Raw genomic sequence first — 25,529 nt, 5'->3', positions numbered from 1 at the left:
CCCATGCCCCTGACCGGTCCCGCACTCGGCGCATTGCGCATCCTGCTGGTGGAAGATTCCCCCGAGGATGCCGAACTGATGTCCGAACAGATGCTCGATGCAGGCCTTGAGGCCACGTTCGAGCGTGTCGAGAGTGCGGACGACCTGCGCCATGCGCTGGCGCGCTTCCAGCCGGACATCGTGCTGTCCGACCTGAGCATGCCTGGCTTCTCCGGCGACGACGCGCTGCGCATCGTGCGCGACGCGTTGCCGGAGGTGCCCTTCATCTTCGTCTCCGGCACCATGGGTGAGGAGAACGCGGTGGCGGCCCTGCAGAAGGGCGCCAACGATTACATCATCAAGCATCAGCCGGCACGCCTGCCGTCCGCCGTGGCGCGCGCGGTGCGTGAGGCACGCAGCGCCATCGAGCGCTCGCGGGTGGAAACCGAGCTGATGCGCGCGCAGCGGCTGGAAAGCCTGTCATTGCTGGCCGCAGGCCTGAGCCACGATCTGCGCAACATTCTGCAGCCGCTGCTGATCATGCCGGACCTGCTTAAGGCGCGTACCCAGGATCCGCAACTGCACCACCTGGCCGATGTGATCGCCGAGTGCGGTCGCCGTGGCCATGAGATGGCCGAATCGATGCTGTCGTTCGTGCGCGGGTCGCGCAAGGCCAGCGAGCGCATCCACATCGATGACCTGTTCCAGGCCGTGGCGCTGCTGTTGCGCAGCAACGTGCCCGATGGCGTCCGCCTGGACCTTGTGGTCGAGGATGAGGGGCTGGTGGTCGATGCCAACTACACCGAACTGCAGCAGGTGTTGTTGAACCTGGCGCTCAACGCGATCCAGGCGATGCCTGATGGCGGCAACCTGAGCCTGACCGCCAGCCATGGCGGCCAGCGCGATGGCGAGGACTGGCTGCGCATCGCGGTGGTCGATGAAGGCACCGGCATGGATGCGGACACGATGTCGCATCTGTTCAATCCGTTCTTCACCACCAAGGCCGATGGCACCGGGCTGGGCCTGATTTCCTGCAAGCGCATCGTTGAAGGCGCCGGTGGCAGCATCCACGTCAACAGCGAGCTGGGGCAGGGCACCTGCTTCGAGCTGCGCTTGCCGATGCATGCCAGCGCCGAGGGCGGCGAACCGATCGAACAACTGGTGGCGCTGGGCAGTGGCCAGTCGATCCTGGTGGTTGATGGTGAAGCCACGCGCCTTTCGCTGCTGGGCAATGCGCTGTCCAGCCAGGGCTACCAGCTGCAGCTGGCCTCCGATGGCCCGGCCGCGCTGCGCTGGATGCAGCAGGAAGCGATGCCGGCGCTGGTGATTGCCGATGCCGGCTCCAAGCTGTTGTCGGCCAGCCAGCTGCTGGGCGAGATGGCCACGCTCGGCTACCGCGGCCCGGCGCTGGTGCTGGAAGATGCTGCCGGGGAAATGCCGGCAGATGTGTTCCCTGCAGGCATCGAGGTACACCTGCTGCGCAAGCCGCTGCAGATGCAGCAGGTGTTCCGCGCGGTGGCCGACGCGCTGGGCTGACGTCGAGGGAACGCCGTAGAGCCGAGCCCATGCTCGGCTGCTGTCTGCATCGGCTGCCTCAGCCGAGCATGGGCTCGGCTCTACAGGTGTGCAGCGGCGGCGTTTCAGCCCGGGCGATCCGTCGTTTCCCACGGAAACCGTGGCAGGCTTTCCACCGCCTGTTCCAGCCGCCGCGACCAGTTCTGATGGATGTCGGCGTACAGCGCTGAATCGGCGCCCAGCCGCAGCTGCTGGCTGATCCGCAGTTCGCCGGCGCGCAGCAGCGCCAGGTCCACTGGCAGGCCCACCGACAGATTGGAACGGATGGTCGAATCGAGCGAAACGATTGCCGTGCGTGCGGCGTCTTCCAGATGCGTGGATGGGGTCAGGATGCGGTCCAGGATCGGCTTGCCGTACTTGGATTCACCGATCTGCAGATAGGGCGTTTCCGGCGAGGCAGCGATGGCGTTGCCCAGCGGGTAGACCATGTACAGGCCAGGCTGTTCGCCGGCAATCTGCCCGCCGAAGATCAGCGTCGCCTGGGTGTTCACCCCGTCATGGCCGTGTTCGGTGTGCTGGCTCTGCACCTGGCTGTCCACCAGCAGGGAGCCGACGTAGGCCGCGGCCTCGAACAGATGGGCCATGTCGCGCAGGTTCGGCGTGCGCCGCTCGTCGGCATCGCGCTTCAGCCGCGACACCAGCAACTGCGTCGTGGCCAGGTTGCCGGCGGCCATCACTACGTAGGCGGCCTGGCCGGGATATTCGAACACGTGCAGTTTGCGGTGCACGCGGACATCGTCCAGCGCGGCATTGGTGCGGGTGTCGGCGGCGAAGACCAGGCCCTCGTCCACCTCGATTCCAACGCAATAGGTCATGTCGGTGCCCTATCATATGCGTCCCGGATTGTAGGCAGGCCGTTGTGACGATGGCATGCCCGCGCTCCACCTGATTGCCGTCACCGGAACCGCATGACCACCGTGCTCCTGAGCCTGGGCAGCAACGTCCACCCCCGCCGCTACCTCCACGCTGCGGTGGCGGCCCTGCGCGAGCGCTTTGGTGCGCTGCAGGTGTCTGCCGCCTACCGCACCGCCGCCGTCGGTTTCGACGGTCCGGCCTTCCTCAACAACGGCGTTGCCATCGAGACCGACCTGCCGCTGCAGCAGCTGGATGACTGGCTGCATGCACTGGAAGATGCGCACGGTCGTGACCGCAGCGGTCCGCGTTTCTCCGACCGGACCCTGGACGTCGATGTGGTGTTCTATGGCGACCTGGTGGTGGAAGGCCCCGGCCATCTGCGCATTCCGCGCCCGGAACTGAAGCATGCGTTCGTGCTGAAGCCGCTGGCCGATATCGCCCCGGGTTTCATCGATCCGGTCAGCGGCCTGGACCTGGCCACGCTGTGGCGCGCGCACAAGCAGTTTGGCGAAGCGTTCGAGACGGTCGAGCTGGACCCCGACGCGCTGGATTGACCCGACGCAGCCACCCATGGGGTGGCTCTACTGTAGAGCCACCCCATGGGTGGCTGAACGATCAACTCACCGTACGCCCACCATCCACGCGCAGGGTGTGGCCGGTGACGAAGCTGGCCTCGGCCGCCAGCCAGTACACCGCTTCGGCGATTTCCTCCACCGTGCCGATCCGCGCCAGCGGCGTGCGCGCCAGCAGCGCCTCGCGGGCGAAATCGTCCTTGCCCTGTTCCGGCCACAGGATCGCACCGGGCGCCACTGCATTCACCCGCACCTTCGGCGCTAGTTCCAGCGCCAGCGAGCGGGTCGCCATCTCCAGCGCCGCCTTGGCCATCGTGTAGGCGATGTGGTTGGGCATCGGGTCGGTGCCGTGCAGGTCGGTCAGGTTGACGATGCAGCCGTGCTGGCGGCGCAGGTACGGCGCGGCGGCCTGGGCCAGCAGCAGCGGTGCGCGCGCGTTGACCGCGTACAGCTCGTCCATCGCCTCGGCGGTGACCTGGCCGAGCGGGGTAGGGAAGAAGTTGGAGGCGTTGTTGACCAGCGCATCGAGGCGGCCGAAGTGGGTCACCGCCTGCTCGACCAGATCGGCCAGGGCGTCGGCGTCGCGCAGGTCGGCCTGCAACGCCAGCACGCTGCCGGGGCGCTCGTTGTCCAGGTTGAAGGCGGCCTGCTGCAGTTCGGCGCTGGAGGTATGGGCGTGCAGCACCACCGACCAGCCACAGGCGTGGAACTGGCGGGCGATGGCCGCGCCGATCCGGCGCGCGCTGCCGGTGATCAGGGCCACGGGGGCGGTGTCACTCATCGAGGGTCCTCCAAGGCTCGGCTATCCTGTGCACCATTGTCACCGCATTCGAAGACGCCATGCAGCCTACCTTCCCCCTGCCCGAAGCCGATGCCCTGGCCCACAGCGACCAGCTGGCCGCCGCCCTGCGTGCCGAGATCCTCGCACAGGGCGGGGCGATGCCGTTCTCCCGCTTCATGGAGCTGTGCCTGTACACGCCGGGCTGGGGTTACTACAGCGCCGGTGCCAGCAAATTCGGCGGCAGTGGCGATTTCACCACCGCACCCGAGCTGGGCAGCCTGTTCGCCGGCAGCGTGGCCAATGCACTGGCGCCGGTGTTCGGCCAGCTTGATGCACAGGCGCGGATGCTGGAACTGGGTGGCGGCACCGGCGCCTTCGCCGAGGCGGTGCTGCTGCGCCTGGCCGAGCTGGACGCATTGCCGGCCCGCTACGCGATCCTCGAACCCAGCGCGGACCTGCGCCAGCGCCAGCAGGAACGCCTGCAGCAGAACCTGCCGCCCGAGCTGGCCGGCCGGGTGGAATGGCTGGATCGTCCGTTCGAGGACGACTGGGACGGCGTGGTGTTCGCCAACGAGGTGATCGATGCGCTGCCGACACCGCGCTTCCTCATCAAGGATGGCGAGGTGTACGAGGAGACCGTCGAACTGGACGGGCAGGGCAACTTCATCCGTGGCGCGCAGCCGGCCGACCTGCTGCTCAACGGCGCGGTGCGCCATCTTGAACGCTACCTGGAAAAGCCCTTTGCCGACGGCTACCGTTCCGAGGTGCTGCCGCAGCTGCCGTACTGGTTGCAGGCAGTGGCCGGCGGCCTGCGCCGTGGCGCGATGCTGTTCGTGGATTACGGCTACAACCGGGGCGAGTTCTACCAGGAAGAGCGCGATGATGGCACCGTACGCGCGTTCTACCGCCACCACGTGCACAACGAGATCCATCGTTGGCCGGGCCTGCAGGACATCACCGCATCGGTCGATTTCACCGCCATGGCCGAGGCCGGCCTGCACGGCGGTTTCGAACTGGCCGGTTACTGCAGCCAGGCCAGTTTCCTGCTCGGCAACGGCCTGGACCAGGTGCTGACCCTGGCCGAGGAGCGCACCGATGAAGTGGGCCGCATCCAATTGCGCGACCAGGTGAAGAAGCTGACCCTGCCGACCGAAATGGGCGAGCGTTTCCAGGTCATTGGCCTGCAGCGTGACGTTGATTTCGAGCCGGCGTTCGAACTGGGTGACCTGAGCTGGCGCCTGTGAGTGCAGCGTTGCCGGTGATCAAGCCGCTGCGGCGGCCACGCCTGTGGAGCGCGCTGTGGGTGTTGGCGGTGCTGACGGTGATCGTGGTCTGCCTGATTCCGCCGCCGCCGATTCCGCTGCCGGAAAACAGCGACAAGGGTGAGCACTTCCTGGCCTATTTCATCCTGGCCGGCAGCGCGGTGCAGCTGTTCCGGCGTGGCCGTCCGCTGCTGTGGGTGGCGGCTGGCCTGGTGCTGATGGGCATCGGCATCGAGTTTGCGCAGGGCGCGTTGACCAGCAACCGCATGGCCGATCCGATGGATGCGGTGGCCAACACCATCGGCGTGTTGGCGGGGATGGCCACCGCATTGACCCCGCTGCGCGACATCCTGCTGCGCTGGCGGGGGTAAAGGTGTGCCAACCAAGGTTGGCACCTACCGGTAGATCCACGCCATGCGTGGATTAACCTCCCCATCGCCAACCAAGGTTGACGTCGACCGGTAGATCCACGCCATGCGTGGATCCGGCCGCAAAGCGCCAACCAAGGTTGGCAGCTACCGGAGCGTCACCTCATCCAGCACCCACATCGCCGGGCGCGTGTCGCCGGTGAAGTTGATGCACAGATCGCCCCTGCCCGAGGTGCCCTTCGGCAGCGCTGCGCGCAGGGTCACGAAGCCATCGGCATCGGTCTTCGCCGGCAGCGGCACCTGTGCCAGTACCTTGCCCGTGCAGTCACCGCGGCGGATCAGCATTTCGCCGTGCGCGCTCCGGGCCTTTTCGAAGCGTCGCTTCGGCTCGTCGTGCGCCAGCTGGAAGTAGTACGGAATGCGGCCCGCACGCACTTCCACGCTGCCGATGCCATCGAGCTGTGCCTGCGGCCAACGCCAGCACGGCTGGAAGATGTCGACGGTGAACACCGCACGCGCACCTTCGCGCGGACCATCGTCTTCCAGGCGCAGTACCAGGCCCTTCTCGCCCACGCAGCTGCGCAGTTCTTCGCTGTGCCGCGACAGCAGCGACTGCGCGGTGTACGACGTCACCGTCGGCTTCGCAGCCAGTGGCTGGCCCTGGTAGAACGCAGCCGCCTGCACCGTCGCGGGAAGCGTGGACGTCAACGGCTGCTGGTACAGCGGCGACTGCGCGGTCACCGGCTGACCGTCGCTGCTGTAGCGCACTTCATAGCCCAGCGGATTGGCCAGCGACACGGTCACCGTGTTCGCCGCGCGGTCATCGGTGTAAGCCACGCCCACTTCAAACGGCGTCTGTGCATACGCCAGTCCCCAGGCCCGATAGCGCTGCAGCTGCGAGGGCAGACGGGCCAGGAAGTCGCGGAAATCACGATGCTCCGGCGTGCTCCAGCCGGTCTCGGCCACGGCGGCCAGTCGCGGGAACAGGTTGTGCTGCAGACGCGCGTAGGTGCGCGTGTGCTCGGTGAACATGTTCGCCTGCAGGCCGAGGATGTGACCGCGCTTGTCGGCGGCCAGTTCTGCCGGCACCGGTTCGTAGTTGTAGAGCTTGGCCAGGTTCACCTGCGTCGGCCGGCCCGGCGGCTCGTTCGGCGAGGCGGTCTGCAGGTAATCCAGGTACAGGTGGCTGACCGGCGACATCACCACATCGTGGCCCGCGCTGGCCGCGGCCAGCCCACCCTCGGTACCGCGCCAGGACATCACCGTGGCCTGCGGCGGCAGGCCGCCTTCAAGGATTTCGTCCCAGCCGATCAGGCGGCGGTCGTGTTCTTCCAGGAAGGTTTCCAGGCGCTTGATGATGTGGCTCTGCATGGCCATCTCATCCTTGATGCCGAGCGCGCGCATGCGCTGCTGCACCTGCTTTGAGGCCTCCCACTGGTCCTTCACTGCCTCGTCGCCACCCACGTGCACGTACTTGGCCGGGAACAGGGCGATGACTTCTTCCAGCACGTTTTCCAGGAAGGTGACGGTGTCGTCCTCGACGTTGAACAGGTTCGGGAACACGCCCCATTCGCTCAACGGCTTCAGTGGCGTATCGATCGTGCCCAGTTCCGGATAGGCAGCGATGGCAGCGGTGGCGTGGCCGGGTACATCGATCTCCGGAATCACCTGGATATGCAGCGCGGCCGCGTACGCGATCACTTCGCGGATCTGGTCCTGCGTGTAGAAGCCGCAGTACGGATGTTCCTTGCCGCTGATCGGATCTATGCCGCCGTCACCGGCTGGCAGGCGGCAACTGCCGACTTCGGTCAGCTTCGGGTAGCGCTTGATCTCCATGCGCCAGCCCTGGTCGTCGGTCAGGTGCCAGTGGAAGGTGTTGAGCTTGTGCGCGGCCATCGCATCGAGCACGCGCTTGATCTCGTCCAGGCTCTGGAAGTGCCGCGCCGAGTCGAGCATGAAGCCACGCCAGCTGAAACGCGGCGCATCCTGGATCTGCACAGCCGGCAGCACGCCGTTGCTGCCGCCGGTGGCGAGCTGGGCCAGGGTGGTGGCGCCGTAGAACAGGCCGGTCTCGTTGCCGGCCTGCACCACCACGCCCTGCGCGGTGCTTTCCAGCGTGTAGCCCTCGCCGCTGTCGCGGAAGGTCGGCACGATCTGGAAGCGGATGCTGCCGCTCTTGGCGGCGGCCTTGCCGTTGGCCACCGCCAGGCGCGGCCCACCACTGCGCGCCAGCAGATCGGCGAACTGTGCAGCGACACGCTGTGCGGCTTCGCCTTCGGCGTGCAGCACGGTGCCCGCGCCAACGGTGATGCCCGCGCCGTTGCCGCGCTGCACGTTGGCCGGTGCGGGAATCAACATCAGGCTGCCGGCGCGCAGCTGCGGGCCGGGGCCGGTATCGAGTGCCGGGGCATCGGCGGCCAGTGCCGGCAGCACGGGCAGGGCGGCCAGCAGGCTGCCCAGCAACAGAAGGCTGCGCATCCTGGCGCGGGTGGGCTTCGTCATCGGAAGGACTCCTTGGATCGGGTGCGATGTTCGCTATACATGAAAAACGCCGGGCCCGGAATGACCCAGGCCCGGCGTGCGTGCACGACTCGGCGATGAAACTGCCGCTGGATCAGTACTTGAAGCGGAAGTTCAGGTAGTACTGGCGACCGTTGCTGTAGAACGAGGTCGGAATGGCCGCGGTCTGGTAGTACTTGTAGGTCGGGTTGTTGAGGTTCAGGCCATCCAGGCTGATGCTCAGCCAGTCGGTGGCCTTGAAGCTCAGCGACGCCGACAGCGTGCCGAAGTCATCCTGGTAGTACGGGTTGGTGCCCGACAGGCTGATCAGGAACGAGGAACGGTGGGTGTAGCTGACCCGTGCACCAAAGCGCTCGTTCTCGAAGTATGCGCCCACGTTGTAGGTGTTCTTCGAGGTGCCCAGCAGGTTGTGCGAGCCGTCCGACCAAGTGTGGGCGGTCGTGCCGTTGGCGTAGGTGTAGTTGGCGTTGACACCAAAGTACTCGCCGATCGGCTGCTCGTAGGCCACTTCCACACCAGTGACCTTGCCGTCGGCATTGATCGGGGTGGAGATCTGGTAGGTCTCAAGCCGGTTGGTCAGTTCGCTGTAGAGCTGGCGCGAGACCACGTCGAAGGCGATGTAGTCCTTCAGGTCCATGTGGTAAGCGCCGACCGACAGCAGGCCGCGCGGCATGAAGTACCACTCCAGGTTCGCATCCAGGTTGGTGGACAGCGTCGGCTTGAGGTTCGGGTTGCCGCCACCGCCGGTCCGGTTCAGATCCGAACCGTAGGACGATGCACCCAGTGCCGAGTAGTCGGGCAGGGTCTGGGTCTGCGAAGCGGCGACGCGCAGCACGAGGTTGTCGTCCAGGTCGAACTTGATGTTGGCGCTGGGCAGCACGCGGTTGCGCTTGTTCTGGAAGGCGACGCGTTCCCACATGCCGAACAGGCTGCTGACGTCCGCATCGGCGGCATTGCTGACCGCGTTGTAGGTATTGATGTCCTGCTTGATGTTGACGTAGCGCAGGCCCAGGTTGCCGCTCCACCAGTCACCACGGAAGTTGGCCTGCACGTAGCCGGCGAAGTTCTTTTCCTTCACCTGCCACTCGGCACCGTAGTTGTGGCGACCGGTCGGGCCGTCGTTGCCCGCCAGCCAGGTGGAGTTGTTGGTCACCGCATCCTTCAGCGCACCCGGGGTGAAGTACCAGATGTTGCGCGGGAAGGTGCCGCCGATATCACCAGCGAAACCGTTCGGATAGTTGGAGGTGGCACCGTTCTTCAGCGCACTCCAGATGTCACCTGGGGTTGCCCCTTCCGGCGACAGCGCTTCGCGCTTGTGGTCGGCAAAGCGCAGACCGAAGTCGATGGAGCTCAGCACGCCGCCGTCGTTGAAGTACTGGTTGAAGTCGAGCGTGGCCCACTTCTCCTTGTCTTCGGCGGTGACCTGCTGGTTGCCCCAGGTGCCGAAGCTGGTCACGCCGTTGGGCGAGAGGTCGCCGCCAACGTTCCAGTCGATCGGCGAGCCGCTGCCGTGCGTGGCCCAACTGGCGCCACCGCCGCTGCCCACGGTGACCTCGGCGATGTACTGGCGCGGAGTCTCACCGGTGCCCTTGGTGCTGCCGGCCTGGAACTTGGCCGTCAGGCTGTCGCTGATCTGCCAGTCGGCATCGAAGGTGACGTAGCTCGACTTGGCCTTCGACTCGCGGTAGATCATGTCGTACACCGCGTAGTTGGTGCCCGGCACGCCTGCATAGGTGGCGTTGGTCAGCACGCCATCCTTGACCACATAGCCCGGGTTCGGCGCCTGCACCTTGGCAAAGCTGTTGCCGAACATCATGAAGTTGCGGTTGTAGTTGTTCGCCTCCAGCTCGGAGCTGAAACCGTTCAAGCCCAGGGTAAGGGTGTCGGTCGGCTTGAACTGCAGCGAGACCAGGCCACCCTTGCGCTCACGGGTCTGTTCGAACAGGGTCGAACCCAGCAGGCCGGGAACGTTGACGCCGATCAGGTCCGGATTGGTCAGCGCCACTGGATCCTTGGCGCCGATCTGGAAGAAGCCACCCGGAATTTCCTGCGCTTCACGGCGCAGTTCGCGCTTCTGGCTGAAGCCCTGCACCATCACGCCGAAGGTGCCCTCATCGTTCTTGTAGTTGAACAATGCCGAGTACTGCGGGTCGTTCGACTTGGCCTGGTCCGAACGCACCATGCCGATCGAGCCTTCCGCAGTGAACTGCTTGGAGAATTCCAGCGGCTTGCGGGTGATGATGTTGACGGTACCGGTGGTACCACCGTCCTGCAGCTTGGCCTGCGAGGACTTGTTCACTTCAACCGAGCTGACCAGTTCCGACGGCAGCAGCGAGTAGCTGACGCTGCGGCCGACGTTGTTGCCCTGGCTGAGCACGAACCAGTCGGCCGAACCGACGGTGTGGCCGTTGATCAGGGTCTGGGTGAGGCTGGGGCTGGTGCCGCGCAGGCTGACACGGTCGGCTTCGTCGAAGCCGCCTTCATCGGCGCTGGACGAGCTGATGTTGACGCCCGGCAGGCGCTGCAGGGTGTCGGCAACGTTGTGCGCCGGCAGCTTGCCCACGTCTTCGGCGGTGACCACTTCCACGCGCGCATTGGCTTCGCGCTTGGTGTCCAGCGACTTTTCCATCGAACCGCGGATACCGGTAACGGTGACGGTGTCCAGATCGGTGGCGGTCTGGGCGGCCTGCTGCGCATGCGCACTGAAGGCGATGCAGCTGACGATGGCGGCCGAAAGCAAGGTCTTGCGGGTATTCATGATGTCTCTCCTCATCACTCGATTGGATGCCGGCGGCGATATGGGATTGCGGTTGCGATGACGTGCGCGGGGCGGCGGCGATGTCCCGGGCATTGGCGTGCCACGTACTGCGTGCTGCGATTGCGTTGAAGCCGTTTGCAGGTTCAGGCGTCGGCGTGGAGCAGGTACCAGCTGGCAGCGCCGATCACGCCCAGCTGTCCGTGTTCGACCACCTTCACCGGGATGCGTGCCAGCGCTTCGCCCATCGGCCCCTTCTGCAGGTAGCGTTCGACGAAGGTGCTGGTACGCAGGTACTCGCGGATCTGCGGCAGGATTCCACCGGCCAGGTAGACCCCGCCGTGGGCGCCATAGAACAGGGCCATGTCGCCGATGGTGCTGCCGAGCAGGCCGCAGAACACATCCAGCGCCTGCCGAGCCAGCGGATCGCTACCGGCCATCGCCGCAGCGGTGACCGCATCGGGGCTGGCCAGCGCCGGTGCCTGGTCCTGCAGTGCGCAGATCGCGCGGTACAGGTTCATCAGGCCGGGGCCGGAGATCGCATGTTCGATCGACACATGCGCGCGGTCGCGCTGCATGTGGCGGACGATCGCCATTTCCAGTTCGGTGCTGGCGGCCAGGGTCGGCTGCCCGGCTTCGGTGGCCAGTACCACCGGGCCGTTGACCGTGGGAATCCACAACGCTGCACCCAGGCCGGTGCCGGGGCCGACCACCAGGGTCGGGCCGCGCGGTGCACTGTCGGGGCCACACAGGTGCAGCACGCCACTGGCATCGACCTGCGCGGCTGCATAGGCCACGGCTTCGAAGTCATTGACGATGTGCACCCGCTGCAGGCCGACGTCGGCCTCGATCTGCCGGGCCGACAACGGCCATGGCACGTTCGCGGTGATCACCGTGCCGTCTTCGCGGGCATAGCCAGCGGTGGCGACCACGCAGTGCGACGGGCGCGGGCCTTCGGCCAGGAAGTCGGCGAGGATCGCGCTGAGCCCGGCATGGTCGGCGTTGCGGTACTTGCGGTAATCGAGCACGTGCACCGGATGGGCATCGTCGCCGCTGGCCTGGACCCGGGCGACACGCACATGGGTGCCGCCAACGTCGGCAGCCAGGAACGAGGGCGCGACGCGGGACAGGACATGGGCCGGGGCGGGATGGCTGGCGGTCACGCGGGCTCCTGCAGCAGGTGGGGCCGGCCCCGGGAAGGGCAACGATGAAGCCGGCGATTGGGGCGGAGTCTGTAACCGCGTTGACAACGATGTCAACGAGTTCGTGACACTTTCGTTGCTGCGCCGCAGCGAATGCAGATCGCCGTAAACGTTTACATGGCGTGAGTGCGGCATCCATGGCAGAACCGTTGCAGCAAGGGGCTTCAAGGGCGAAGCGCATTCAGCGGATGGCCGTGCAGCGGGCTTGCGCAGTGCAGCATCCGGTGTGGTGGGCCGTGCATGGAAGTTGACAAACGGTCGTCGTCCACCGAAAGAATGTGACAACGTTGTTCCCAGCCACTCTCCGACGCCGTGTTCTGCGGCCGTCGCCGCAGGAGCCTTCCTGATGTCAGCCGTCCCCGTTGCAAGCGCACGCCCGAACGTGGCCTCGTCCATCGCCATCGTCGGCGTGCTGTTTTTCCTGATCGGCTTCTTCACCTGGCTCAACGGCCCGTTGATCACCTTCGTCAAACTCGCCTTCGAGCTCAGCGAGGTCGGCGCCTTCCTGGTGCTGATGGTGTTCTACCTGTCCTACTTCTTCCTGGCCCTGCCGGCCTCGTGGATCCTGCGCCGCACCGGCATGAAAAAGGGCCTGAGCCTGAGCCTGCTGGTGATGGCCGGTGGTGCGGCGTTGTTCGGTGAATTCGCCACCCAGCGCTGGTATCCCGGCGCGCTCGGTGGCCTGTTCGTGATCGGTAGTGGACTTGCCTTGCTGCAGACCGCGATCAACCCGTACATCTCCATCCTCGGCCCGATTGAAACCGCCGCACGGCGCATCGCGATGATGGGCATCTGCAACAAGATCGCCGGCATGCTGGCGCCGGTGCTGATCGGCACGGTGGTGCTGCATGGCATCGGCGATCTGTCGGCCACGGTGGCCGCTGCCGATGAAGCGACCAAGGCGCAGCTGCTGAACGAATTCGCCGCCAAGATCCACGCGCCGTACCTGGCCATGGCCGGCTTGCTGGTGGTGCTGGCGGTGGCGGTATTGTTCTCGCCGCTGCCTGAAATCAAGGCCTCCGAGGCCAATGCCACCCCGGCCGGCGCACCGGGCAAGGCCGAGCGCAGCAGCATCTTCCAGTTCCCGCATCTGTGGCTGGGCGTGCTGTGCCTGTTCGTCTATGTCGGCGTGGAAGTGATGGCCGGTGATGCCATCGGTACCTACGGTCATGGCTTCGACCTGCCGCTGGACCAGACCAAGATGTTCACCTCGCTCACCCTGGGCGCGATGCTGGTGGGCTACGTGGTGGGCCTGCTGCTGATCCCGAAGGTGGTCTCGCAGTCGCGCTACCTGACCGTCTCCGCGGTACTGGGCGTGGTGTTCTGCCTGGGCGCCTTCTTCACCCACGGCTATGTGTCGGTCGCCTTCGTGGCGCTGCTGGGCTTTGCCAACGCGATGATGTGGCCGGCGATCTTCCCGCTGGCGATCCGTGGCCTGGGCCGCTTCACCGAAACCGGTTCGGCGTTGCTGGTGATGGGCATCGCCGGCGGCGCGATCATTCCGCAGCTGTTCGCCGTGCTCAAGCAGCACATCGACTTCCAGCTGGTGTTCCTGCTGCTGATGGTGCCGTGCTACCTGTACATCCTGTTCTACTCGGTGGTCGGCCATCGCGTCGGCCTGCCGCAGGACAAGGGCTGATCGGCGATGATGGACGGCAGCCAACCCCAGGAAAAGCCGATGCGCAGAGCGACCATCAAGGACGTTGCCGAAAAGGCCAAGGTCTCGCTGAAGACGGTGTCGCGGGTGATCAACAACGAGCCCTCGGTGATGCAGGCCACCCGTGCGCGGGTGCTGCGTGCCATCGCCGAGCTCGACTACGAACCCGATCCCTCCGCGCGCAACCTGCGCAGCGGCACCACCTTCGTGATCGGGCTGGTGTACGACAACCCGAACCCGTACCACATCATCGGCGTGCAGAACGGCGTGCTCGCCGCCTGCCGTGAAACCGGCTTCGGCCTGCAGATCCATCCGTGCGATTCCAGTTCGCCGCTGCTGGCCGATGAACTGGCCGACTGGGTGCAGCGCTCGCGCCTGGCCGGGCTGGTGCTGACCGCACCGATGTCCGAACGTCGCGATCTGATCCAGGCGCTCACTGCGCGTGGCATCAAGCTGGTGCGGATCATCGCGGCCACTGAAGATCCGGCCGACGGCGCCTGCGTGTTCGTCGACGACCGCGAAGCCGCCTACGAAATCACCGAACACCTGATCCAGCTGGGTCACCAGCGCATCGGCTTCCTCTGGGGTGGCACCTCGCACCGGTCGTCGGGCGAGCGCTACGCCGGTTACGAGGCCGCGCTGAAAGACTACGGCATGACCGTGGACAAGCATCTGGTGGTGCAGGGCGACTACACCTTCGATGACGGCTTCCGCGGTGCGCGGCGCCTGCTGGCACTGCGCGAACCGCCCACTGCCATCTTCGGTTCCAACGATGAAATCGCCGCCGGCGTGCTGGCCGCAGCGAAGTCGGCGGGCATGAACGTGCCTTACGACCTGTCCATCGCCGGCTTCGAGGACAGCCCGTTCTCGCGCCAGTCGTGGCCGCCGCTGACCACCGCCAAGCAGGCCACCGAAGACATCGCCCGCCATGCCGCGCGTCTGCTGATCGCGCAGCTGCGCAGTGACGCCTACGACGATGCGCCGGCGCCGCTGCACAACCAGGGCTTCGTGCCGCAGCTGGTGGTGCGCGGCTCGACCGCACCGATGCGGCCTGCCGCCGCCCGTCCCCTTCCTTCCGATCCTTCCTGAGCCTGCCATGTCGCTGTCCGACCCTACTGCCACCCTGATGTTCGCCGAGGCCGCCGAAGCGGCCGACGTCGTTGCCCGCCAGTTCGCCCGCAACCATGCCGTGATGGAAACGCTGGCAGCCAGCCTGCGCGCTGCACCGCCGCCGTTCGTGGTGACCTGCGCACGGGGCAGTTCCGACCATGCCGCGACCTACGGCAAGTACCTGCTGGAAACCCAGCTGGGCCTGGTCGTTGCCTCGGCCTCGCCGTCGGTGGGTTCGGTCTATGCCGCACCGTTGCAGTTGCGCGGTGCGTTGTTCATCGTCATTTCGCAGTCCGGCAAGAGCCCGGACCTGCTGCGCAATGCCGAAGCTGCCAAGGCTGCTGGCGCTCGTGTGGTGGCGCTGGTCAACGTCGAGGATTCGCCGCTGGCACAGCTTGCCGACACGGTCATCCCGCTGCATGCCGGTGTGGAGAAAAGCGTGGCGGCGACCAAGAGTTACCTCGCCTCGTTGTCCGCGCTGCTGCAGCTGGCAGCGTACTGGAAGCAGGACAGCGCATTGCGCAATGCCCTGGACCTGCTGCCCGATGCCATGCGCGAGGCCTGGCAGTGCGACTGGAGCGCAGTGACCGATGGCCTGGTGGAGGCCAACAACCTGTTCGTGCTCGGCCGTGGTCTGGGCCTCGGCGCGGCGCAGGAGGCCGCGCTGAAGTTCAAGGAAACCTGCAGCCTGCACGCCGAGGCCTACAGCTCGGCCGAGGTCAAGCATGGGCCGATGGCGCTGGTCGATCGCGGCTTCCCGGTGCTGGCCTTCGCCCAGCCTGATGAAACCGGTGCCGGTACCCGCGCCGTGGCTGAAGAATTCACCGCACGTGGCGCCCAGGTGTGGCTGGCTGGTGCCGGCGGCAACCTGCCCGTCGCCGCTGCGCCGCATCCGTTGTGCGCACCGCTGCTGACCGTGCAGAGCTTCTACCGCGCGATCAATGCGCTGGCGCTGCGCCGCGGCTTCAACCCGGACCTGCCGCCGCATCTGAACAAGGTTACGGAGACGGTGTGATGGCAACCGTGCTGCGCAATGCCCGCATTCTTGCCGGCGATGAGTTTCGCGACGATCTTGCGGTGGTCATCGAAGACGGCCACATCAGCGCGCTGCTGCCCGACGCTGCGCCGCAGCTGGGCACGGCCGACGAGCAGGTCGACCTGGGTGGTGGTTGGCTGCTGCCGGGCTTCATCGATGTGCAGGTCAATGGTGGTGGCGGCGCGCTGTTCAACAACACGCCCGACGTGGCGTCGCTGCGCACGATTGCGCGTGCGCATCGCCGCTTCGGCACCACCGCGATGCTGCCGACCCTGATCAGCGATGACCTCGGTGTGATGCGCGAGGCGATCGCTGCGATGCGCGAGGCCATCGCACAGGGCGTGCCGGGCGTGATCGGCATCCACCTGGAAGGGCCGTACATCGCACCGGCGCGCAAAGGCACGCACGATGCCAGCAAGTTCCGCGTGCCGGACGCGGAAGAGATCGAACTGGCGTCGTCGCTGGACAACGGCGTAACCCTGCTGACCCTGGCGCCGGAGCGCGTGCCGCTGGAGACCATCCGCGCGTTGATTGAACGCGGGGTGATCGTCGCCGCTGGCCACACCGCCGGTACCTATGAAGAGATCCGTGCCGGCCTTGATGCCGGCGTGCGTGGCTTCACCCATCTGTACAACGCGATGTCGCCGCTGCAGGGGCGCGAGCCCGGTGCGGTCGGCGCGGCGCTGGAAGATCGCGACAGCTGGCTCGGCATCATCGTCGATGGCGTGCACGTGCATCCGGCCAGCCTGCGCGTGGCGCTGGCGGCCAAGCCGCGTGGCCGCCTGCTGCTGGTGACCGATGCGATGCCGCCGGTAGGTGCCGACGATCCCAGCTACGTGCTGTATGGCGAAACCATCACTGCCATCGATGGCGTAGTGCGCAACGCGGCCGGCTCGCTGGCCGGTTCGGCGCTGGACATGGCCACCGCCGTGCGCAACACCGTGCAGCTGCTGCGCCAGCCGCTGGCTGAAGCAGCGCGCATGGCCTCGACCTATCCGGCGCAGTTCCTCAATGTCGATGACCGCCTGGGTCACATCGCCGAGGGCTACCAGGCCGACCTGGTGCTGCTGGACGATGCGCTGCAGGTGCGTGGTACGTGGATCGCCGGCCAGTACGAGGCGGCTTGACGATGAGCAGCACGCCGCCACGCCGGTTGGGCTCGATCGACGCCCTGCGCGGCATGACCGTGGCGGCGATGCTGCTGGTCAACAACCCCGGTGACTGGAGTGCGGTGTTTGCACCGCTGCGCCATTCCGAATGGCACGGCTGCACACCGACCGACCTGGTGTTCCCGTTCTTCCTGTTCCTGGTGGGTGTGTCGATGGCGTTCAGCGTCGCACCGCGCGCGCTGGATCCAGGGGCATGGCCGGCACTTGCACGTGGCGTGCTGGAACGCGCACTGCGCATCGCCATTGCCGGCGTGCTGCTGCACCTGCTGGTGTGGTGGGCACTGCATACGCACCACTTCCGCATATGGGGTGTGCTGCAGCGCATCGCACTGTGCGCGGCAGTGGTGGGCGTGCTGGCGGTGTATGCGCGTCCGCGCGTGCAGGCGGCCGTGCTGGTCGCGTTGCTGGTCGGCTACACCGCGCTGCTGCTGGGCGTGGGTGACCTTGCGCCCTGGACCAACCCGGCCAGCCGTCTGGATACCACCTTGTTCGCGCCATGGATCTACCAATGGCAGGCCGATACCGGTCTGGGCCATGACCCGGAAGGATTGCTGAGCAGCCTCGGCGCGTTGGCCAGCACCGTGCTGGGCCTGCTGGCCGGCGGCCTGCTGCGCAGTGGCCGCGCCGGTGCATTGGCTGCGCTGGGTGCGATCACCGCCGTGCTCGGCCTGCTGCTGACGACGGTGTTGCCGCTCAACAAGCAGCTGTGGACGCCCAGCTACGTGCTGTGGACCGGGGGCCTGGCCGCGCTGGCGTTGTGGCTGGGTCACGTGCTGATCGACCGCAAGGGGTGGCCGGCGTTGGGCCGGCGCTTCGGCGTCAATGCGATCACCGCCTATCTGGGGGCTTCGGTGATGTCGGTGATATTGCTGGCGACCGGCGCCTGGGGATGGGTCTGGCAGCAACTGGCCGTGGCGATGCCGCAGGCGCTGGAGCTGGCCTCGATGCTGCAGGCGTTGGTGTTCGTTGCGCTGTGGTGGGGCGTGGCGTGGTGGCTGGACCGACGTCGCATTTATCTGAAGATCTGAGCGCGCAAAGGTCGTAGCGAACGGCCCATCCACGCATGGCGTGGATCTACCGGGCTGGTGGGGCCTGCGGGGTCATACATGCATGGCGTGGATCTGCTGGGCTGTTGGGTTTGCGGGGTCATCCACGCATGGCGTGGATCTACTGGGCCAGGATTGCAGTAGATCCACGCCATGCGTGGATGCTCTTGGCGGGGCAATGATGGTGAACGCATTCATCGATATGCGGGCCGCGTGAGCACTTCCCGATTTCACATCAAAAACGTGACCGCTTGCCTGCAATTTCACCTATCGAAACCATTCATGGCAGGGCAGACTGCGTCAGCAGCGCCGTACATAGCCTCCGCAGTTCCTGATCCCACGACCCAGGAGTGCCGTATGTTCCATGTCGTCCCGCCCGGGTTCCGCCGGCGCCGTTTGACCGTTTCCCTGCTACAGATCCTGGCGGCGCCGTCGCTGCTCGCCCTGGCCGCCCCGGCAGTCTGGGCGGGATGTGATGCCCCCGCCCCCGTCGCCGGGCAGACCGTTACCTGCAGCGCGGCCGCGCCCAACCCCGATGCAACGCCGGTCACCCTTGGTGCTGGAGCCAGCGGCGTTATCGTGAATGTACAGAGCGGTGCGCAGTTGAGTACCAGCAACGCCAACGCCCTCTACGTCGCCCCTACGGCCGGCGGCACCATCAACAACCAGGGCAGCATCGCCGCCAGCGGCACCGTCGGCAGCGGCACCGCCGGTGGCATCAATGCCGATGCGATGGTGACGGTCAACAATGCCGCCAGTGGCAGCATTTCCTCGGCACAGGGGTACGCGCTGTATCTGCAGGGGGGCAGCGGCGTGGTCAACGACGGCCAGATCGGTGCTGCCGCTGGCTGGGGCATCGCCTTCAAAGGTGCAGGCGACAGCAGCGTAGTCAACCGCGGCACCATCAGCGGCGGCACCGGCGGCGTGCAGTTCGGTGCCGGCAACGATCGCCTGCAGATGCTGGCCGGCAGCATCACCGGCGCCGTGCAGCAGGGCGACGGCAACGACGTGCTGCTGCTCAACGGCGGCACGCTCGACAGCCTCGACCAGGGCAGCGGTGATGACCAGCTGACCGTCAACGGCGGCACCATCACCGGACTGGTGACGCAGGGCAGTGGCCGCGATGATTTCGTCATGACCGGCGGCACCATCGGTGCCCTGCAGCAGGGCGACAACATCGATACCTTCCGCATGAGCGGCGGCCGCATCGTCGGCGCGTTCGAAGACGGCGACCAGGCGTGGATGACCGGCGGCCGCATTGGCCGCGTCAACATGAAGCTGGACAAGAACCTGTGGGACATGTCCGGCGGCACCGTCGACGGCAACGTGGTTACCGGCTTCGACACCGACACCATCATCATCTCCGGCACCGCCTATATCGGCGGCAACATCAGTGTCAGCGGCGGCAATGACAGCGTGACCATCACCGATGGCACCGTGCGTGGCCAGGTGCTGTTGAGCACCGGCAACGACACCTTCAACTGGAACGGCGGCGGCATCGTGTACGGCGCCATCGACGCAGGCCCCGATGACGACGTGGCCACGCTGAGCAACCTCAACCAGGGCAACATCGGCGCGGTGCCGCTGTTCGACGGCGGCAGCGGCAATGATCGTCTCAGCTTCAGCAACGTCAAAGGCAGCGGCGTCGCGCGTTTCCAGAACTGGGAAGCGATCAGCCTGGCCAGCAGCACCGAGCTCACCTTCGATGGTGATCTGGTGCTCGGTGACAGTGTCAGCGGTACTGGTTCACTCACCCTGGATGACACCAGCACGATCTATGCAGGCAGCGGGACGCATGCAGTGCGTCCATTCAGCGGCAGCGCGTTGGTCAATGTGGTCAACGCCGGGCGCATCGATCTGACCGGCTCCGCGCCGGGCGATGTATTTACCGTGCGCGGCAACTACCGTGGCGATGGCGGCGGGCTGTACCTGCGTACCGTGCTGGCGGCGGACAACGCCACCAGCGACCGGCTGGTGATCGATGGCGGCACGGCCACCGGCAGCACCGGCATCGGCATCCTCAACGCGGGCGGCAGCGGGGCAGCCACGCTGGTCGATGGCATCCTGGTGGTGCAGGCACTGAACGGTGCCACCACGGCGCCCGGTGCGTTCTCGTTGTTCGCACCGGTCTCGGCCGGCGCCTACGAGTATTTCCTGTTCAAGGGCGGCGTCAGCGCCGGTACCGGTGAGAACTGGTATCTGCGTTCGACAGTTGCGGCCGGGCCGGCCCCCGCGCCGAACGGTGGCGGCGAAGTGGTTCCACCGCCGCCGCCGACACCGCCGGTCGCACCGCCGCCGCCGATTCCCCCGGCACCACCACCGCCACCGGAAGGTGCCATCGATCCGAACCTGACCGCCGGTGAGACCGCGCCACCGCCGCCGCCGCCGGAACCGCCGCCCGTGGCGCCGCCCAGCGATCCACCGGTGCCGGACGTGCCGGTGGCCGGGGGCAGCCTGCCCGGCACCGGTGCGCCGCCGCCCAGTGCGGGAGCAACACCCGCCGCGCCGGACGAGAACGGCCTGGTGCCGCTGTACCGCCTGGAGACCGCTGCCTACGCCGTGGTGCCCCCGCTGCTGCGTGAGACCTCGCTGGCCAGCCTGGGTACCTTCCACGAGCGCCAGGGCGAACAGCGCCTGCTGTACAGCCAGGGCGCGTTCCGGACCGCGTGGGGGCGGCTGGTGGGGCAGAGCAGCGAGATCCACTGGAAGGGCGATGCACGGCCCGGCTTCGATGGCGACGTGATGGGCGTGCAGGCGGGCCTGGACGTATGGGCCGCTGCCGCCGACAACCATCGCAACCAGATCGGCGTGTTCGTCGGCCGCACCCGCGCCGATGGCAGGATCACCGGCCTGGCCGTGGGCTGGGACAACGTGCTGGTCGGCCAGAGCCGGTTGGACGACAAGCACGTAGGCCTGTACTGGACGTTGACTGACAGCAGTGGCGGCTACATCGACGCGGTGGCGATGCAGAGCCGCTACGACGGCCGCACGCGTTCGTCGCGCGGGCTGGGCATCGACCTCAAGGGCGATGGCACCACGCTGTCGCTGGAAGCGGGCAAACCACTGCTGCAGGTCGGGCAGTCATCGTGGTGGTTGGAGCCGCAACTACAGGTGATCTGGCAGCGCAGTTCGCTGGATGACCAGCGCGATCTGGTGTCCACCGTTTCCTTCGACAACGACAACGCCTGGACCGGCCGCGTCGGCCTGCGCCTGGCGGGTGATTACCAACTGGCTGACAACGGCTGGCAGCCATATTTCAAGTTGAATTACTGGCACGGCCGTTCGGGCGAGGACCGCATCCTGTTCGACAGCGATGCGATCATCAATTCGCAGCGGTCACGCGCACTGGAAGCCGGTGTCGGCGTGGTCGGGCGCTTCAACCGCACGATCAGCGCATATGCCGTGGCCGATTACACCCGCGAGGTGGGTGGCAGCGACAACGGCAAGCGCCGCATCATCGAAGGCAACATCGGCCTGCGCGCGGATTGGTGACGCCCGCCACTTTGGCTGCTTTGGTGGGTGCCGACCTCGGTCGGCACAAATCCAACCGACGCCATGACCCGCTCTGGTAGGTGTCGACCTTGGTCGACACGAATCTCACCGGCGTCATGACCCGCCCTGGTAGGTGTCGACCTTGGTCGGCACGCCTTGGCAGCAGTCAATCAATTCCCACACACCTGCATCACAACGGCGATCGACCCAGCAACGTACCTGCGTGATCGGCCAGCAGCTGCACCGCATGCAGCAACCCTTCCTCTGTCAGCGGCGGGCATTGCGCCTCCGCGTCGTCCAGTTCACGCGCGGTCTGTGTCGCCAGCAACACGCCACCCAATGCCGACAACGCCAGCAGGCAGCGCGTGGTGCAGGCCAGATCGCGGGCACGCGCCGGCGTGATGCGCAGTTCCGTCCACGGCTCGCCGTCGGCGGCGTGGCAGCGCGTGACGTCGCGTAACCGCTTGAAAAAGGCCGGCGTGGGAGCGGCTTCCTCGGCTTCGGTCAGCGCGTCTTCCAACGCCTCGGCAGTCGCGTTGGACAGCTGCAGGTCGGGCAGTGCATCGCCCAGCAATGTGTGCAGGCGCGGATAGGTGGGGTAGAGCGTTGTCATGGCAACAACCTCATAAGGCAAGGCCACCTGCGGGATGCAAGGTGGCGGGCGGTGCGGGTTGGCGTGCCGGTCAAGAGCAAAGAAGAAGCCGACGGACCCAAGGGTCCCCACGCACCGCCCGCCATGGACCGGCAGGTGGTGCATTGTCGCGAGTGCCTGCAGCGAGGCAATCGGTCATCTTTGCTCATTGATTCGGGACGCCAATCCCGGCCAGCGCAGGTGGCGCTGGCACAGCGACCTTCGCGCGTTTGCCGCCGCGCCGACATGGGCAAAGTTGTAAATCGCAGCCCGATCCTGATGTGCCTGATGCGACACGTCGCGCGACGGCCGAGGCGTTATGCTTCGCCTTCATCCAACGACAGGGAGATGTCGATGCGAAACAGCAAGGGACTGCCGGCACGAGCCGCCTTGATCGCCGCGCTGCTGGCAGCGACCGCTGCCACTGCGGCCGACACCATCGAGATCCCATCACCCGCCGCGCAGGCACAGCTGCTGGACATGCTCGAACGCGAGGCGCTGTACCGAAGCAGGGTCGACTGGCCAGCCACGCGCACGCGGTTGAAGGACGCGCAGGGCGATTCCGCCAAGGTTCGGACCGTGCTGGCCGAAGCCATCGGCCGCAGTTCAGGCGGTCACGGCACCTGGATGACTCCGCAACGACAGCAGCAACGTGTGCAGCGCTTCGCCAAGGAAAATGCCAGCGCCGTCGCCCGCAGCGAAAGCGACGCCACGCACCAACGTGACCCGCGTATCGGCCAGGTGCTGATCGAGGGCTATGCGGCCGACCCCAGTGCGCCGCCGCAGCAGCTGCAGCAGCAGAACATCCAGCGTGCGGTGCGTTGGCAGAACATCATCCGTGAAAAGGACAGCACGTCTCGCTGTGGCTGGATCGTCGACCTGCGCGACAACACCGGCGGCAACATGTGGCCGATGCTGCTGGGCGTTGCGCCGCTGCTGCGCACCTCGGCGATGGGCATCGAGGACGTGGGATCATTCGAGACCGCCGACGGTCCGGTACGGTGGCAGACCACCGCCAGTGGCGTGCGCATGGGCGAGGCGACGCGTCTGGATTTCGGCCAGCCCGGCTATCTACCCAGCCTTGTTGGCGCACCGGTGGCAGTCTTGACCGGCCCGCGCACCGCCAGTTCCGGTGAGGCGACCGTTCTGGCGTTCCGCGGCCGCGCGCAGACCCGCAGTTTCGGCCAGCCCACGGCGGGCGTATCGACTGCCAACGTGGTGCGCCGGCTGGTGGACGGCAGCGCGCTGGTGCTGACCACCAGCGTCATGCGCGATCGCAATGGAAATGGCGACGGGCGGAAGATCGCACCGGACCAGGCCACCGTCGGCGATGCCGCCACGGTGGATACGGCCGAAGCCTGGCTGCTGGCCCAGCCCGCCTGCAGGAAAGGCTGAACCATGCTGCTGATTGGCCAACACGAACGGGTGCTGATTGTCGGCCCCACCGAAGCGCACCACTGCCTGCGCTGCCAGGCTGAAACCGAATTTGCCCCGCAGCTGCGCTACAAGATGGCGCGCATCGACCTGCTGTTCGGCTTCGTCTACCAGCGTCGTTACGAGCTGGCCTGCACCGGCTGCGAACACGGCTGGGTGCTGGATACCGAAAGCATGGACCAGCAGCTGGGCGGGGTGCCGATCCCGTGGCGACACCGCTTCGGCCTGCCGGTGATGCTGGTGGTGGTGGCCGGGCTGGCAGTGGCAGGGTGGATGTGGCGGCAAGGGCACGGTGGTTGAGGACGCGGCCTGCTAAAGTTGCAGCCAGCAATCACGTACCGGAACCGACCATGGACCACGAAACGCCGTTCGAACCCGCCAACGATCTGGAAGTGCGCCTGTTGCAGGCCCAGGATGGAACCCTCACGGCCTCGCAGTTCCTCGACGGCCTGCTGACCGCGCCGGTGTTCGTGCTGCTGGACAAGGCCATCGGTGAAGATGGCGCCTGGGACGAGAGCATTTCGCCGCTGGTGCTGACCAGCGAAGGCGGCGAGCCGATGTTCGCGGTGTTCACTGCGCCCGAGCGCGCGGAAATCTGGCACGAGCAGCTGCCGCAGTTCGCCCATGCCATGCCCATCGCGGTGCATGCGCTGCTGTCGGGCATCGGCGAGGGCGTCGGCCTGGTGCTGAACCCGGGCCTGGACGTGGGCATGGAGATGATCCCCGACGCGGTGGCGCAGCTGAAGGAACGTGCTGCGGCGATCACGCGTGGAATGGCGCACTGATAAAGCTGTGGTTGCCGGCCAGCGGCCGGCACTACCAGATGCTTCAGCGGGCGGCGGCGATCGCCCGTACACGCGCCTTGGCCAGCGCCTCGCCAATGGCCGGCCCCTTCAGGTGCGTGGTGTCCAGGTCACGCGCCTGCACTGACAGCGCTGCCCGGTGCAGGCGCTTCAGCGTTTCGCCCTGCGGGTAGTCGCTGTCCTCGTAACCCAGCCGGCCGCGCTTGTCGGCCTCGCAGCACAGCGCGATGCGGGCCACCCGTTCCGGTCGACGCAGTGCATCGCAGCGGCCCAACAGTTCCAGCACGGTGGCATCGCGCAGTTCGTCGATGCGATGCACGTTCAAGTGCTCGCGACAGACGGCCTCGGCCAAATGCTGGTGCTCGGTCGGAATCTTCAGGCGCGCGCACAGTGCTTTCAGCGGCTTGATGCCGCGCTGTTCGTGCATGATGTGGCGCGGCCATTCCTCGGGCGGGGTCAGGCCCTTGCCGAGGTCGTGGGTGAGTGCGGCGAAGCCGACCAGATCATCACCGGGTGCGAGTTTCGCGGCCATGTCGCTGACCATTTCCTGGTGGATGCCGGTATCGACTTCCGGATGGAATTCCGCGCGCTGCGGCACGCCGTACAACGCTTCGAGTTCCGGCAGTATCGGGCCCAGCGCGTGCGCGTCGTGCAGGGTGCGCAGGAACGCGGACGGGCGCTCACACACCAGTGCCTTGCGCAGTTCCTGCCACACACGTTCCGGCACCAGTGCGTCGAGCTCGCCGCTGGCGGCAATCTCGCGCATCAGTTCCATGGTTTCCGGCGCGACGGTGAAGCCGAGCGAGGCGAAGCGGGCCATGAAGCGCGCCGCGCGCAGCACGCGCAGCGGGTCTTCGACGAAGGCGGGACCGACATGGCGCAGCACGCGCTGCTCGATGTCGCGCGCGCCGCCATAGGGATCGACCAGCGCGCCGCTGTCTTCATCGCAGGCGATGGCGTTGATGGTGAAGTCGCGGCGCTGCAGGTCTTCTTCCAGCGTCACCGCCGGATCGGCATCGACCACGAAGCCGCGGTAGCCACGACCGGATTTGCGTTCGGTGCGCGCCAGCGCGTACTCCTCGCCGGTCTTCGGGTGCAGGAAGACGGGGAAATCGCGGCCCACGGCGGTAAAGCCCTGCGCTTCCATCTGCGCGGGCGTGGCGCCGACGACGACCCAGTCACGGTCGCCGGCAGGGCGCTGCAACAGGCGGTCGCGCACGGCGCCGCCGACAAGATAGATCTTCATGTGGGGGATGATGGCACGGTAGCGCCGGGCCATGCC

Annotated in this window: 20 protein-coding genes; 13 read left to right on the top strand and 7 right to left on the bottom strand. The window is 66.7% G+C overall.

The genetic code is table 11. The annotated features are described in order from the left end of the window. Nucleotides 1-3 precede the first annotated feature (3 nt). Complete coding sequence (locus CR156_RS16180; protein WP_100553566.1) at nt 4-1,515, top strand: ATP-binding response regulator; 1,512 nt, start codon at nt 4-6, stop codon at nt 1,513-1,515. A gap of 104 nt (nt 1,516-1,619) precedes the next feature. On the opposite strand, the gene CR156_RS16175 is transcribed toward CR156_RS16180, so the two are convergent. Beyond that, nucleotides 1,620-2,369: a 20S proteasome subunit A/B gene (locus CR156_RS16175; protein ID WP_100553565.1), complete on the bottom strand. Its 750-nt coding sequence runs from the start codon at nt 2,367-2,369 to the stop codon at nt 1,620-1,622. Between the two features lie 93 nt (nt 2,370-2,462). Here CR156_RS16175 and folK point away from each other — a divergent pair, with 93 nt between their 5' ends. Next, the gene (gene folK / locus CR156_RS16170) at nt 2,463-2,963 is read left to right on the top strand and encodes a 2-amino-4-hydroxy-6-hydroxymethyldihydropteridine diphosphokinase (protein ID WP_100553564.1); all 501 of its coding nucleotides are present in this window, start codon (nt 2,463-2,465) and stop codon (nt 2,961-2,963) included. 61 nt (nt 2,964-3,024) lie between these two features. Here the strand turns inward: folK and CR156_RS16165 are convergent, their stop codons facing one another. Next, a complete protein-coding gene (locus tag CR156_RS16165; protein ID WP_099820925.1) occupies nt 3,025-3,762 on the bottom strand; it encodes a pteridine reductase in 738 nt (245 codons plus the stop codon). 59 nt (nt 3,763-3,821) lie between these two features. Between CR156_RS16165 and CR156_RS16160 the strand changes: the two genes are divergently transcribed. Continuing rightward, nucleotides 3,822-5,006 (top strand): class I SAM-dependent methyltransferase, encoded by a 1,185-nt coding sequence (locus tag CR156_RS16160; protein WP_100553563.1) that lies wholly within the window; start codon nt 3,822-3,824, stop codon nt 5,004-5,006. Beyond that, nucleotides 5,003-5,395: a VanZ family protein gene (locus tag CR156_RS16155; protein WP_100553562.1), complete on the top strand. Its 393-nt coding sequence runs from the start codon at nt 5,003-5,005 to the stop codon at nt 5,393-5,395. The genes CR156_RS16160 and CR156_RS16155 overlap by 4 nt, the downstream gene beginning before the upstream one ends. 144 nt (nt 5,396-5,539) lie before the next feature. Here CR156_RS16155 and CR156_RS16150 read toward each other — a convergent pair whose 3' ends face one another. The 3 genes from CR156_RS16150 to CR156_RS16140 all read right to left on the bottom strand — a co-directional run bounded on the left by CR156_RS16150 (nt 5,540) and on the right by CR156_RS16140 (nt 11,830). Next, nucleotides 5,540-7,894 carry a beta-N-acetylhexosaminidase gene (locus CR156_RS16150; protein WP_100553561.1) on the bottom strand — a complete coding sequence of 785 codons (2,355 nt, stop codon included), beginning with the start codon at nt 7,892-7,894 and terminating at the stop codon, nt 5,540-5,542. Nucleotides 7,895-8,006: 112 nt separating this feature from the next. Beyond that, a complete protein-coding gene (locus CR156_RS16145; protein WP_100553560.1) occupies nt 8,007-10,670 on the bottom strand; it encodes a TonB-dependent receptor in 2,664 nt (887 codons plus the stop codon). A gap of 143 nt (nt 10,671-10,813) precedes the next feature. After that, nucleotides 10,814-11,830 carry a glucokinase family protein gene (locus CR156_RS16140; protein ID WP_100553559.1) on the bottom strand — a complete coding sequence of 339 codons (1,017 nt, stop codon included), beginning with the start codon at nt 11,828-11,830 and terminating at the stop codon, nt 10,814-10,816. A 385-nt stretch (nt 11,831-12,215) separates the two neighbouring features. Between CR156_RS16140 and CR156_RS16135 the strand changes: the two genes are divergently transcribed. The 6 genes from CR156_RS16135 to CR156_RS16110 all read left to right on the top strand — a co-directional run bounded on the left by CR156_RS16135 (nt 12,216) and on the right by CR156_RS16110 (nt 21,379). Then, complete coding sequence (locus tag CR156_RS16135) at nt 12,216-13,508, top strand: sugar MFS transporter (protein WP_100553558.1); 1,293 nt, start codon at nt 12,216-12,218, stop codon at nt 13,506-13,508. 39 nt (nt 13,509-13,547) lie between these two features. Continuing rightward, nucleotides 13,548-14,615: a LacI family DNA-binding transcriptional regulator gene (locus tag CR156_RS16130; protein WP_099821016.1), complete on the top strand. Its 1,068-nt coding sequence runs from the start codon at nt 13,548-13,550 to the stop codon at nt 14,613-14,615. A gap of 7 nt (nt 14,616-14,622) precedes the next feature. Then, a complete protein-coding gene (locus CR156_RS16125) occupies nt 14,623-15,651 on the top strand; it encodes an SIS domain-containing protein (protein WP_100553557.1) in 1,029 nt (342 codons plus the stop codon). Further along, nucleotides 15,651-16,799 carry an N-acetylglucosamine-6-phosphate deacetylase gene (gene nagA, locus CR156_RS16120; RefSeq protein WP_100553556.1) on the top strand — a complete coding sequence of 383 codons (1,149 nt, stop codon included), beginning with the start codon at nt 15,651-15,653 and terminating at the stop codon, nt 16,797-16,799. The genes CR156_RS16125 and nagA overlap by 1 nt, the downstream gene beginning before the upstream one ends. A 2-nt stretch (nt 16,800-16,801) precedes the next feature. Further along, on the top strand, nt 16,802-17,869 hold the full coding sequence (locus CR156_RS16115) for an acyltransferase family protein (protein WP_100553555.1): 1,068 nt from the start codon (nt 16,802-16,804) through the stop codon (nt 17,867-17,869). Between the two features lie 375 nt (nt 17,870-18,244). Next, nucleotides 18,245-21,379, top strand: a complete 3,135-nt coding sequence (locus CR156_RS16110) for an autotransporter family protein (protein ID WP_100553554.1) — start codon at nt 18,245-18,247, stop codon at nt 21,377-21,379. A gap of 190 nt (nt 21,380-21,569) precedes the next feature. Here the strand turns inward: CR156_RS16110 and CR156_RS16105 are convergent, their stop codons facing one another. Then, nucleotides 21,570-21,992 carry a hypothetical protein gene (locus tag CR156_RS16105; protein WP_100553553.1) on the bottom strand — a complete coding sequence of 141 codons (423 nt, stop codon included), beginning with the start codon at nt 21,990-21,992 and terminating at the stop codon, nt 21,570-21,572. Between the two features lie 372 nt (nt 21,993-22,364). Here CR156_RS16105 and CR156_RS16100 point away from each other — a divergent pair, with 372 nt between their 5' ends. From CR156_RS16100 to CR156_RS16090, 3 genes are read left to right on the top strand one after another with little or no spacing between them, the layout of a single operon-like run. Then, the gene (locus CR156_RS16100) at nt 22,365-23,405 is read left to right on the top strand and encodes a S41 family peptidase (RefSeq protein ID WP_100554207.1); all 1,041 of its coding nucleotides are present in this window, start codon (nt 22,365-22,367) and stop codon (nt 23,403-23,405) included. A 3-nt stretch (nt 23,406-23,408) separates the two neighbouring features. Beyond that, nucleotides 23,409-23,744, top strand: a complete 336-nt coding sequence (locus CR156_RS16095; protein ID WP_100553552.1) for a hypothetical protein — start codon at nt 23,409-23,411, stop codon at nt 23,742-23,744. A gap of 50 nt (nt 23,745-23,794) precedes the next feature. Next, nucleotides 23,795-24,229 (top strand): SseB family protein, encoded by a 435-nt coding sequence (locus CR156_RS16090; protein ID WP_049467432.1) that lies wholly within the window; start codon nt 23,795-23,797, stop codon nt 24,227-24,229. 43 nt (nt 24,230-24,272) lie between these two features. Here CR156_RS16090 and CR156_RS16085 read toward each other — a convergent pair whose 3' ends face one another. Further along, nucleotides 24,273-25,493 (bottom strand): multifunctional CCA addition/repair protein, encoded by a 1,221-nt coding sequence (locus tag CR156_RS16085; RefSeq protein WP_100553551.1) that lies wholly within the window; start codon nt 25,491-25,493, stop codon nt 24,273-24,275. Nucleotides 25,494-25,529 lie beyond the last annotated feature (36 nt).

Origin of the sequence: Stenotrophomonas lactitubi (assembly GCF_002803515.1) — a bacterium.
GTDB lineage: Bacteria > Pseudomonadota > Gammaproteobacteria > Xanthomonadales > Xanthomonadaceae > Stenotrophomonas > Stenotrophomonas lactitubi.
This window is presented reverse-complemented; position numbering and strand designations above follow the sequence as displayed.

Excerpts from the sequence above, each read along its gene's own strand:
- CR156_RS16180 (WP_100553566.1), top strand. The coding sequence starts at position 4 with ATGCCCCTGACCGGTCCCGCACTCGGCGCATTGCGCATCCTGCTGGTG.
- CR156_RS16175 (WP_100553565.1), bottom strand. The coding sequence starts at position 2,369 with ATGACCTATTGCGTTGGAATCGAGGTGGACGAGGGCCTGGTCTTCGCC.
- folK (WP_100553564.1), top strand. The coding sequence starts at position 2,463 with ATGACCACCGTGCTCCTGAGCCTGGGCAGCAACGTCCACCCCCGCCGC.
- CR156_RS16165 (WP_099820925.1), bottom strand. The coding sequence starts at position 3,762 with ATGAGTGACACCGCCCCCGTGGCCCTGATCACCGGCAGCGCGCGCCGG.
- CR156_RS16160 (WP_100553563.1), top strand. The coding sequence starts at position 3,822 with ATGCAGCCTACCTTCCCCCTGCCCGAAGCCGATGCCCTGGCCCACAGC.
- CR156_RS16150 (WP_100553561.1), bottom strand. The coding sequence starts at position 7,894 with ATGACGAAGCCCACCCGCGCCAGGATGCGCAGCCTTCTGTTGCTGGGC.
- CR156_RS16145 (WP_100553560.1), bottom strand. The coding sequence starts at position 10,670 with ATGAATACCCGCAAGACCTTGCTTTCGGCCGCCATCGTCAGCTGCATC.
- CR156_RS16135 (WP_100553558.1), top strand. The coding sequence starts at position 12,216 with ATGTCAGCCGTCCCCGTTGCAAGCGCACGCCCGAACGTGGCCTCGTCC.
- CR156_RS16130 (WP_099821016.1), top strand. The coding sequence starts at position 13,548 with ATGCGCAGAGCGACCATCAAGGACGTTGCCGAAAAGGCCAAGGTCTCG.
- CR156_RS16125 (WP_100553557.1), top strand. The coding sequence starts at position 14,623 with ATGTCGCTGTCCGACCCTACTGCCACCCTGATGTTCGCCGAGGCCGCC.
- nagA (WP_100553556.1), top strand. The coding sequence starts at position 15,651 with ATGGCAACCGTGCTGCGCAATGCCCGCATTCTTGCCGGCGATGAGTTT.
- CR156_RS16115 (WP_100553555.1), top strand. The coding sequence starts at position 16,802 with ATGAGCAGCACGCCGCCACGCCGGTTGGGCTCGATCGACGCCCTGCGC.
- CR156_RS16110 (WP_100553554.1), top strand. The coding sequence starts at position 18,245 with ATGTTCCATGTCGTCCCGCCCGGGTTCCGCCGGCGCCGTTTGACCGTT.
- CR156_RS16105 (WP_100553553.1), bottom strand. The coding sequence starts at position 21,992 with ATGACAACGCTCTACCCCACCTATCCGCGCCTGCACACATTGCTGGGC.
- CR156_RS16100 (WP_100554207.1), top strand. The coding sequence starts at position 22,365 with ATGCGAAACAGCAAGGGACTGCCGGCACGAGCCGCCTTGATCGCCGCG.
- CR156_RS16095 (WP_100553552.1), top strand. The coding sequence starts at position 23,409 with ATGCTGCTGATTGGCCAACACGAACGGGTGCTGATTGTCGGCCCCACC.
- CR156_RS16090 (WP_049467432.1), top strand. The coding sequence starts at position 23,795 with ATGGACCACGAAACGCCGTTCGAACCCGCCAACGATCTGGAAGTGCGC.
- CR156_RS16085 (WP_100553551.1), bottom strand. The coding sequence starts at position 25,493 with ATGAAGATCTATCTTGTCGGCGGCGCCGTGCGCGACCGCCTGTTGCAG.